General features: G+C 69.5%; 5 protein-coding genes and 1 pseudogene. 4 read left to right on the top strand and 2 right to left on the bottom strand.

All coding sequences use genetic code 11. The features are described from left to right. Window positions 1–317, bottom strand: a pseudogene (locus tag CBM2594_RS26780) (response regulator); the annotation flags it as partial. 348 nt (window positions 318–665) lie between these two features. Here CBM2594_RS26780 and CBM2594_RS04010 point away from each other — a divergent pair. Genes CBM2594_RS04010 through CBM2594_RS03995 form a run of 4 tightly spaced genes read left to right on the top strand, consistent with a single transcriptional unit; the run spans window position 666 to window position 10,062 of the window. Further along, window positions 666–2,108, top strand: coding sequence for an MdtA/MuxA family multidrug efflux RND transporter periplasmic adaptor subunit (locus CBM2594_RS04010; protein WP_116357675.1), 1,443 nt, complete (start codon window positions 666–668; stop codon window positions 2,106–2,108). A 9-nt stretch (window positions 2,109–2,117) separates the two neighbouring features. After that, window positions 2,118–5,240 carry an MdtB/MuxB family multidrug efflux RND transporter permease subunit gene (locus tag CBM2594_RS04005; RefSeq protein WP_116355710.1) on the top strand — a complete coding sequence of 1,041 codons (3,123 nt, stop codon included), beginning with the start codon at window positions 2,118–2,120 and terminating at the stop codon, window positions 5,238–5,240. A 2-nt stretch (window positions 5,241–5,242) separates the two neighbouring features. Then, on the top strand, window positions 5,243–8,551 hold the full coding sequence (locus tag CBM2594_RS04000) for an efflux RND transporter permease subunit (RefSeq protein ID WP_116355709.1): 3,309 nt from the start codon (window positions 5,243–5,245) through the stop codon (window positions 8,549–8,551). 17 nt (window positions 8,552–8,568) lie between these two features. Then, window positions 8,569–10,062, top strand: a complete 1,494-nt coding sequence (locus tag CBM2594_RS03995; RefSeq protein WP_116355708.1) for an efflux transporter outer membrane subunit — start codon at window positions 8,569–8,571, stop codon at window positions 10,060–10,062. On the opposite strand, the gene CBM2594_RS03990 is transcribed toward CBM2594_RS03995, so the two are convergent. Then, on the bottom strand, window positions 10,059–10,961 hold the full coding sequence (locus CBM2594_RS03990; protein ID WP_116355707.1) for a LysR family transcriptional regulator: 903 nt from the start codon (window positions 10,959–10,961) through the stop codon (window positions 10,059–10,061). The two genes, CBM2594_RS03995 and CBM2594_RS03990, sit on opposite strands and share 4 nt — an antisense overlap. Between the last annotated feature and the right edge of the window lie 3 nt (window positions 10,962–10,964).

The following is a 10,964-nucleotide window of genomic DNA, read 5'->3' as shown; positions in this document are numbered from 1 at the left end:
CCAAGATAATCGTCGGCGCCGATCTCCAGGCCGACGATGCGGTCGATCTCGTCGCTGCGCGCGGTCAGCAGGATCACCGGGATATCGTCGTTGCGGGCGCGCAGGTTGCGCAGCGCGGTCAGGCCGTCGACCTTGGGCATCATCAGGTCCAGCACGATCAGCGCCGGCCGTTCGCGCTCCAGGCGCGCCTGCAGGCCGTCGCCGTCGTGCATCACCGAGACGGCGAAGCCCTGCTGGGTCAGGTACTCGCGCAACAGGTCGCGCAGTTCGGGATCGTCGTCGACGACTAGGATCTGGGTAGGCTGGTTCGTTCGCATAGGCACATGATAGTCAGCCCCGGCGGCACATATGCCGGCGGGGCCGGACGGTTTTGTTTCCGCAGGTTACACCCGGGGTCCTGGTAATCCGCTGTAATAAATCGGCCGGGCCCCGAAATACGGGCGCCCGCGCCCGCACATTATCCTTGCCGCATGACTTGCCGCCGGCGCCGGCCCTGCGCGCCGCACGGCACGCTCCGGCACGCGCCGGCACGCTGGCGGCCCGCGGGCTCGCTGCCCCACGCGGCCGGCCGGCGCCCATTGCGATGCGGCATACTGCGGCATCGTCACTTGCCAGCAGAACACATGACGGTGCGCCACACGCGCGCCGTTCCCAGGATTGCGGACATGTCCAACCCCGAACACGGCCAACCTAACCCTTCCCCGTCCCCGTCTTCCCGCCCCTCCGGCCCGTCCGGCACCCCGCCGCGGCGGAACCGGCGCCGGCTCTATGCCGGGCTGCTGGTGCTGTTGCTGGCCGGCGGCGGCTGGTACTGGTATGCGCACCGCGGCGACGCCCCCACGGGCGCCGCGGCCGGGCCCGGCGGCGCCAGCGCACCCGCGGCAGGCGGCCCGGGCGGCCCCGGCGGGCGCGCCGGCATGCCGCGCTCGCCGGTGGTGGTGGCCACCGTGGTCCAGCGCGACATGGACGTGGTCCTGAACGGGCTCGGCAACGTCACCCCGGTGTCGAACGTGACCGTGCGCGCGCAGGTGTCCGGACCGCTGCTCAAGGTGCTGTTCAAGGAGGGCCAGATGGTCAGGGCCGGCGACGTGCTGGCCGAGATCGACCCGCGCCCGTTCCAGGCCGCGCTCGACCAGGCCGTGGGCCAGCTGGCGCGCGACCAGGCGCTGCTGCAGAACGCGCGGCTGGACCAGCAGCGCTACCGCACGCTGCTGGGCCAGGACTCGATCTCCAAGCAGCAGGTCGATACCCAGGACGCGCTGGTGCGCCAGTACGAGGGCGTGGTCAAGACCGACCAGGGCAATGTCGCCAACGCGCGCCTGCAGCTGGGCTATACGAAGATCGTCGCGCCGGTGTCGGGCCGCATCGGCCTGCGCCAGGTCGACCCCGGCAATATCGTCAACACCAGCGACACCAACGGCATCGCGCTGATCACGCAGATCCAGCCGATCGCCGTGATGTACACCATCCCCGAGGACAACCTGCCGTCGGTGCTGAAGAAGCTCAACGCCGGCGAGAAGCTGCCGGTGCAGGCGTGGGACCGCCAGGTGCGCAACCAGCTGGGCGAAGGCACGCTGCTGACCACCGACAACCAGATCGACACCACCACCGGCACGGTCAAGCTCAAGGCGGTCTTCCCCAATGAAGACGGCATGCTGTTCCCCAACCAGTTCGTCAACGTGCGCACGCGCGTCGATACGCTCAAAGACGCCACCGTGATCCCGGTGGCGGCAATCCAGCGCGGCCAGCAGGGCACCTTCGTCTATACCGTGGACGAAGCCAGCAAGGTCAAGGTGCAGGTGGTCACGTTGGGGCCCGGCGACGGCAGCCGCAGCGCGGTGCTCAAGGGCCTGGAGCCGGGCCAGCGCGTGGTGGTGGACGGCGCCGACCGGCTCAAGGAAGGCATGACGGTCGAAACCGTCGATCCGGCGGCGCGCGCCGCCGCGGTGGTGCCGGCCAGCCAGCCGCGCGCGCGCGGGCGGCGCCATCGCGATGGTGCTGGCGGTGCCAGCGGTGCGCAGGCCGATGCCAGCGCCGCCGGCGCCTCGGCGCCGCAAGGCGAACGCCGCCGCCATCGTGACGGCGGCGCCAGCGCACCGCAGCAGTAAGGACCGCGCATGAACCCGTCCCGCCTCTTCATCGAGCGCCCGGTCGCCACGGCGCTGCTGATGCTGGCCATCCTGCTGTCCGGGCTGGTGGCCTACCGGCTGCTGCCGCTGTCGGCGCTGCCCGAGGTCGACTACCCGACCATCCAGGTCACCACGCTCTACCCCGGCGCGAGCCCGGACGTGATGACCTCGTCGGTGACCGCGCCGCTGGAGCGCCAGTTCGGCCAGATGCCGGGACTGAAGGAGATGTCGTCGTCCTCGTCAGGGGGGGCGTCGGTGATCACGCTGCAGTTCGAGCTGACGCTGCCGCTGGACGTGGCCGAGCAGGAGGTGCAGGCCGCCATCAATGCCGGCAGCAACCTGCTGCCGTCGGACCTGCCGATGCCGCCGGTCTACAGCAAGGTCAACCCGGCCGATGCGCCGATCATGACCATCGCCATGACCTCCGACACCATGCCGCTGCCCAGGCTGCAGGACATGGTCGATACGCGCGTGGCGCAGAAGATTTCGCAGATCCAGGGCGTGGGGCTGGTCACCATCAGCGGTGGCCAGCGCCCCGCGGTGCGGATCCAGGCCAACCCGGCCGCGCTGGCGTCGCTGGGCATGTCGATCGACGACCTGCGCACCGCCATCGGCGCGTCCAACGTCAACGGCGCCAAGGGCAGCTTCGACGGCCCGCAGCGCGCCTCCACCATCGACGCCAACGACCAGCTGCGCTCGGCCGACGAATACCGCCAGATCATCCTGGGCTACAAGAACGGCGCGCCGATCCGCATCACCGACGTGGCCGAGATCGTCGACGGCCCCGAGAACAGCCGCCTGGCCGCGTGGGCCAATGACAAGCCCGCGATCGTGCTGAACATCCAGCGCCAGCCCGGCGCCAACGTGATCGAGGTGGTCGACCGCATCAAGGCGCTGCTGCCGCAGCTGCAGAACGCGCTGCCGGCGTCGGTCCACGTGCAGCTGCTGACCGACCGCACCACCACCATCCGCGCCTCGGTCGAGGACGTGCAGTTCGAGCTGCTGCTGGCGATCGCGCTGGTGGTGCTGGTGATCTTCCTGTTCCTGCGCAATATCCCCGCCACCATCATCCCCGGCGTGGCGGTGCCGCTGTCGCTGGTGGGCACCTTCGGCGTGATGTACCTGGCCGGCTTCACGATCAACAACCTGACGCTGATGGCGCTGACGATTGCCACCGGCTTCGTCGTCGATGACGCGATCGTGATGATCGAGAACATCATGCGCTACATCGAGAAGGGCGACTCGCCGATGCAGGCGGCGCTGAAGGGCTCGAAGCAGATCGGCTTCACCATCATCTCGCTGACCTTCTCGCTGGTGGCGGTGCTGATCCCGCTGCTGTTCATGGGCGACGTGGTCGGGCGCCTGTTCCGCGAGTTCGCGATCACGCTGGCGGTGTCGATCCTGATCTCGGCCGTGGTGTCGCTGACGCTTACGCCGATGATGTGCGCGCGGCTGCTGCACCACGTGCCGGAAGAGAAGCTGTCGCGCTTCCACCGCGCCACCGGGCGTTTCTTCGACGACGTGATCGCGCGCTACGGCCGCGGGCTCGAATGGGTGCTCGATCGCCAGAAGGCCACGCTGGTGGTGGCGGTGGCCACGCTGGCGCTGACCGTGCTGCTGTACCTGCTGGTGCCCAAGGGCTTCTTCCCGGTGCAGGACACCGGCGTGATCCAGGGCATCACCGAGGCCGCGCAGACCACCTCGTTCAGCGCCATGGCGCGCAAGCAGGAAGCGGTGGCCAAGGTGGTGATGCAGGACCCGGCGGTGGCCAGCCTGTCTTCGTTCATCGGCGTGGACGGCACCAACACCACGCTCAACGCGGGCCGCATGCTGATCAACCTCAAGCCCAAGGGCGAGCGCGATCCCATCGACGTGGTCACGCAGCGGCTGCAGCAGGCCGTGCACGACCTGGGCGGCGTGACGCTGTTCACCCAGCCGGTGCAGGACCTCACCATCGAGGACAAGGTCTCGCGCACGCAGTACCAGTTCACGGTGGAAGATCCCGATCCCGCAACGCTGGCCACGTGGGTGCCGAGGCTGGTCGAACGCCTGCGCCAGCAGCCCGAGCTGCGCGACGTCGCCAGCGACCAGCAGAACAACGGCCTGCGCGCCTATGTCGATATCGACCGCGACGCCGCGGCGCGCTTCGGCATCACCACCGCGGTGATCGACAGCGCGCTGTACAGCGCCTTCGGCCAGCGGCTGGTGTCGACCATCTTCACGCAATCCAGCCAGTACCGCGTGGTGCTCGAGACCATGCCGGAATTCCGCACCAGCCCGCAGTCGCTGGCCGACCTGCGCCTGCCCTCTTCTTCCGGCGGGCAGGTGCCGCTGGGCGCGTTCGCGCGCATCACCGAGCGCACCGGGCCGCTGGTGATCAACCACCAGGGACAGTTCCCGGCGGCGACGATCTCGTTCAACCTGGCGCCGGGCGAATCGCTGGGCGCGGCGGTCGACAAGATCACGCGGGTCGAGCAGGAGCTGGGGCTGCCGATCTCGATGCAGACCAGCTTCCAGGGCGCGGCGCTGGCGTTCCGCGCGTCGCTGTCGAACACGCTGTGGCTGATCCTGGCCGCGGTGGTGACCATGTATATCGTGCTGGGCGTGCTGTATGAAAGCACCATCCACCCGGTCACGATCCTGTCGACGCTGCCGTCGGCGGGCGTGGGCGCGCTGCTGGCGCTGCTGGTGGCGGGGCAGGACCTGGGCATCATCGCCATCATCGGCATCATCCTGCTGATCGGCATCGTCAAGAAGAACGCGATCATGATGATCGACTTCGCGCTCGAGGCCGAGCGCGAGCAAGGCATGTCGCCGCGCGACGCGATCTTCCAGGCCTGCCTGCTGCGCTTCCGCCCGATCCTGATGACGACGATGGCTGCGCTGCTGGCGGCGCTGCCGCTGATGCTGGGCTCGGGCATCGGCAGCGAGCTGCGCCGGCCGCTGGGCGTGACCATGGTCGGCGGCCTGCTGGTCAGCCAGGTGCTGACGCTGTTCACCACGCCGGTGATCTACCTGGCCTTCGACCGCGTCGCCACGCGCGTGAAGGGCTGGCGCAAGCGGCGCTTCGGTGATCCGGAAGAAGGCGGCACGGGCGAGGAGCCGGTCTGAGCATGAATCTTTCGGCCGCCTTTATCCACCGCCCGGTCGCGACCGCGCTGCTGACGCTGGGCATCCTGCTGGCCGGGCTGGCCGCGCTGCGGCTGCTGCCGGTGTCGCCGCTGCCGCAGGTGGATTTCCCCACCATCTCGGTGTCGGCGTCGCTGCCGGGCGCCAGCCCCGAGACCATGGCCGCCACCGTGGCCACGCCGCTCGAGCGCGCGCTCGGCACCATCGCCGGCGTGACCGAGATCACTTCGAGCAGTTCGCTCGGCTCGACCCGCGTGACGCTGCAGTTCGACCTGTCGCGCAATATCGACGGCGCCGCGCGCGACGTGCAGGCGGCCATCAACGCCTCGCGCGCGACGCTGCCGACCAGCCTGCCCAACAACCCGACCTACCGCAAGGTCAACCCGGCCGACGCGCCGATCATGATCATCGCGCTGACCTCGCCGACCATGACGCGCGGGCAGCTCTACGACGCGGCCTCGACCATCCTCGCGCAGAAGCTGTCGCAGGTCGATGGCGTGGGCCAGGTCACCATCGGCGGGGCCTCGCTGCCGGCGGTGCGGGTCGAACTGAACCCGACCGCGCTGAACAACTACGGCATCTCGCTCGAGGACGTGCGCAATACCATCAGCGCGACCAACGCCAACCGGCCGCTGGGCACGCTCGAGAACGCCAGCAACAACTGGCAGGTCTACGCCAACGACCAGGCGATGAAGGCGGAAGACTACATGCCGCTGATCATCCGCTACGCCACCCCGGGCACGTACTCGTCGGCATCGGCCGGCGCGCTGATCGCCAGCACCGCCAATGCGACCGCCAGCGGCGGCGTCAGCACCAGGGTGGTCAATGGCGTGACCGTGACGACGCTGACCACCAGCAGCGGCACCACCACCATCACCAGCGGCGCCACCGGCGGCACCAGCGCCACCAGCGGGCCCAATTCGTTCGCGGTGCCGGTGCGGCTGCGCGACGTCGCCAACGTGGTCGATTCGGTGCAGGACATCCGCAACGCCGGCTCGGCCAACGGCAAGCCGTCGGTGCTGCTGGTGCTGAACCGCTCGCCCGGCGCCAACATCATCGAGACCGTCGACCGCGTCAACGAGATGCTGCCGCAGCTGCAGAAGATGATCCCGGCGGCGATCTCGATGGACGTGATGATGGACCGCACCCCCACCATCCGCGCCTCGCTGCGCGAGGTCGAGCACACGCTGATGATCTCGGTGGCGCTGGTGATCATGGTGGTGTTCGTGTTCCTGCGCAACGTGCGCGCCACCCTGATCCCCAGCGTGGCGGTGCCGGTGTCCCTGATCGGCACGTTCTCGGTGATGTATCTGGCCGGGTTCTCGCTGAACAACCTGTCGCTGATGGCGCTGACCATCGCCACCGGCTTTGTCGTCGACGACGCCATCGTGGTGCTGGAAAACATCTCGCGCCATATCGAGGAAGGCATGAAGCCGCTGGCTGCGGCGCTGCGCGGTGCGCGCGAGGTCGGCTTCACGGTGCTGTCGATGAGCCTGTCGCTGATCGCGGTGTTCATCCCGCTGCTGATGATGGGCGGCATCGTCGGCCGGCTGTTCCAGGAGTTCGCGATCACGCTGTCGGTGGCGATCCTGGTGTCGCTGGTGGTCTCGCTGACCACCACGCCGATGATGTGCGCGCGCATGCTGCGGCCGGTGGAACCGGAAAAACAGGGGCGCTTCTTCCGCGCCACCGAGCGCATGTTCCAGTGGCTGCATGACGGCTATGCGCGTTCGCTGTCGACCGCACTGCGGCTGAGCCCGCTGGTGTGGCTGGTGCTGATCGCCACCATTGCGCTCAACGTGTACCTGTATGTGATCGTGCCCAAGGGCTTTTTCCCGCAGCAGGACACCGGCCGGCTGATCGGCTTTATCCGCGCCGACCAGGCCACCTCGTTCCAGGCCATGCGCGGCAAGCTCGACAACTTCATCAAGATCGTCCAGTCGGACCCGGCGGTGGTCAACGTCACCGGCTTTACCGGCGGCTCGCAGCGCAATACCGGGCAGATGTTCGTCACGCTCAAGCCGCTGTCGGAGCGCAGGGAATCGGCCGACGCCATCATCGCGCGGCTGCGCGCCAAGCTGGCCAAGGAGCCCGGCGCCAGCCTGTTCCTGCAGTCGGTGCAGGACATCCGCGTGGGCGGGCGCCAGAGCAGCTCGCAGTACCAGTTCACGCTGCAGTCCGACGACCTGGAAGTGCTGCGCGCGTGGGAGCCCAAGGTGCGCGCCGCGTTGTCGAACCTGAAGGGGCTGGAGGATATCGACACCGATACCAACGACAAGGGGCTGCAGACCTCGGTGATCATCGACCGCGACGCGGCCTCGCGCCTGGGCGTGACCGCGCAGCAGGTGGACGCGGTGCTGAACGACGCGTTCGGGCAGCGGCTGGTGTCGACCATCTACCATCCGCTCAACCAGTACCGCGTGGTGATGGAGCTCAGCCAGGAATACCTGCAGGGGCCCGAGGCGCTTAAGGACATCTATGTCGTCACCGGCAACGGCAACCGCGTGCCGCTGGCCGCGTTCGCGCGCGTAACCCCGAGCAGCACGCCGCTGGGCGTCAACCACCAGGGCCAGTTCGCGGCGTCGACGATCTCGTTCAACCTGGCGGAAGGGACTTCGCTGTCGCAGGCGACCGATGCCATCAACCGCGAGATGGCGCGCATCGGCGCCCCCGAAACGCTGCGCGCCAACTTCCAGGGCGGCGCCAAGGCGTTCCAGGACTCGCTCAAGAGCCAGCCGCTGCTGATCCTGGCGGCGCTGGTCACGATCTATATCGTGCTGGGCGTGCTGTATGAAAGCTATGTGCATCCGCTGACGATCCTGTCGACGCTGCCGTCGGCCGGCGTAGGCGCGCTGCTGGCGCTGCTGGCTTCGAAGACCGACTTCAGCATCATCGCGCTGATCGGCGTGATCCTGCTGATCGGCATCGTCAAGAAGAACGCGATCATGATGATCGACTTCGCCATCGATGCCGAGCGGCGCGAGGGGCTGTCGCCGCGCGACGCGATCTACCGCGCCTGCCTGCTGCGCTTCCGCCCGATCCTGATGACCACCATGGCCGCACTGCTGGGCGCGGTGCCGCTGGCGATCGGCCGCGGCGACGGCGCCGAGCTGCGCGCGCCGCTGGGCATTTCCATTGTCGGCGGGCTGGTGGTGAGCCAGCTGCTGACGCTGTACACCACGCCGGTGGTCTACCTGACGCTGGACCGCTGGCGCCTGAAGGTCAAGGCCTGGCGCCAGCGCCGCCGTGGTGCCCGTACACCGGACCAGCCTGACCAGCCGGCCGCCGTCTAGATTTGCGAAGACTCGACATGACAGTTCTTTCCCGCCTCCTGACCCACGCCCTGCCGGTGCCGCTGGCGTGCGCGCTGCTGCTGGCCGGCTGCGCCGTCGGCCCCGACTACCAGCGCCCCGATGCGCCGGTGTCCGCCTCGTTCAAGGAAGCCGATGCCGCCACGCCCGCCTGGACCGGCGACTGGAAGCCCGCCGAGCCGCAGGACGCGCTGGCGCGCGCCGACTGGTGGACCGTGTTCGGCGATGCGCAGCTCGACGCGCTGATGGGCGAGGTGCAGATCTCGAACCAGAACATCAAGGCCGCCGAGGCCCAGTACCGCCAGGCGGTGGCATCGCTGCAGGCGGCACGCGCGGGCTTTTTCCCGGTGGTCGATGCGCAGGCCGGCGCGTCGCGCGCGCGCGGCGTCAACGGCAACACGCTCAACGGGCAGAGCGCCACGCTGGGCGCGACCTGGGAGCTCGACGTCTGGGGCCGCGTGCGGCGCCAGGTGGAAAGCAGCGAGGCCAGCGCGCAGGCCAGCGAGGCCGACCTGGCGTCGACGCTGCTGTCGACGCAGGCCACACTGGCGCAAAGCTACTTCCTGCTGCGCGTGGCCGATGCGCAGAAGGCGCTGCTGGACCGCACCGTCGCCGACTACCAGAAGTCGCTGCAGCTGGTGCAGAACCAGTACGCGGCCGGCACCGCGCAGCGCTCCGACGTGCTGCAGTCCGAGACCCAGCTCAAGAGCGCGCAGGCGCAGCAGATCGACATCCAGATCACGCGCGCGCAGCTGGAGCATGCCATCGCGGTGCTGGTGGGCAAGCCGCCGGCGGCGCTGTCGCTGGCCGCCGATGAATTCCGCGCCGCGCCGCCGCGCGTGCCGGCCGCGGTGCCGTCGCAGCTGCTGGAGCGCCGCCCCGACATCGGCGCGGCCGAGCGGCGCATGGCCTCGGCCAATGCGCAGATCGGCGTGGCGCAGGCGGCGTACTACCCGACGCTGTCGCTGTCGGCCAGCGGCGGGCTGACGGCCAGCACGCTGGCGCGCTGGATGTCGCTGCCGGACCGGATCTGGTCGATCGGCGGCGGCCTGGCCGGCACGCTGTTCGACGGCGGCCTGCGCAGCGCGGCCAAGGCGCAGGCGGTGGCCGCCTACGACCAGACCGTGGCCAACTACCGCCAGACCGTGCTGGGCGCGTTCCAGGAAGTCGAGGACAACCTCGCCGCGCAGCGGCTGCTGGAACAGGAGGCGGTGGTGCAGAACGACGCGCTGCGCTCGGCGCGCGAGGCGTTGGCGCTGGTCAACAACCGCTACCGCGCCGGCACCGCCGGCCTGCTCGACGTGCTGACGGCGCAGACCAGCGCCTACACCGCGGAGCGCACCGCGCTGTCGATCACGGGCCGCCAGTACACCGCGGCGGTGGTGCTGGTCAAGGCGCTGGGCGGCGGCTGGCATGCGCAGGCTGCAGGCGGCAGCGGCAGCGCAGGCGCCAGCGGACAAGCCGCCGCGCCGGCCACCGTCGGCCAGCGCTAGGCGCCACGCTGCGGCGCGCTCGGCAGCGGCTGCGCGCAGATGCGCTCGCGCAGCCAGGTGGCGGCCTTGCCCAGCGGCCGCTGCTTGTGCCAGACCAGCTCCATCGCCACCGGCCAGTCCTGCTGCTGGAACGCCAGCGGCGGCGACACCAGCTGCGCCGCGGCCGGCGAATTGGCCACCACGTGCCACGGCACGAAGGCCCAGCCCAGCCCGCGCTTGACCAGCTCGACGATCACCCACTGGCTTTCCACCCACCACACGTCGGCGGCGACGCGCAGGCGCATCTTTTCCTCGCTGTCGGTGCGGGTCGCGACCATCAGCTGGCGGTAGCGCTTGAGCTCTTCCCAGTCGACCCGCTGCGACGCCAGCGGATGCTCGGGCGCGCACAGGATCTGCATCGGCACCCAGCCCAGCGCATGGAAGCCCAGTTCCGGCGGCAGCACTTCCTGGCGCCACATGATGCCGAGGTCGGCGCCGCCCTCCAGCACCAGCCGGCTGACGTCCTCCATCAGCGGGAACAGCAGCTCAAGCTCCACTGCCGGGAAGCGGTTGGAGAACTCCACCAGCAGCATGCCCAGCGTTTCTTCCGGATAAAGCTCGTCCACCGCCAGCACCAGCCGCGTCTCCACGCCCTCGCCCAGGCTCTTGGCCACGCCGCGGAAGTGCTCGCAGCGCTCCAGGATCACGCGCGCCTCGGCCAGCAGCCGCTCGCCGGTCGGGGTCAGCACCGGGTAGCGACCGCTGCGGTCGAACAGTGCGTTGCCGGCGTCGATTTCCAGGTTGGACACCGCCGCGCTGACCACCGACTGGGCCTTGCCGAGCCGGCGCGCGGCGGCCGAGAACGAGCCGGTGTCGGCGGCGGCCACAAAAGCCTGCAGTTGTTCCAGCGAGAGACTCATGCG

Origin of the sequence: Cupriavidus taiwanensis (assembly GCF_900249755.1) — a bacterium.
In the GTDB taxonomy this organism is placed as follows: domain Bacteria; phylum Pseudomonadota; class Gammaproteobacteria; order Burkholderiales; family Burkholderiaceae; genus Cupriavidus; species Cupriavidus taiwanensis_D.
Note: the sequence above shows the minus strand (reverse complement) of the source record. Positions and strands in the feature narration are given on the sequence as shown.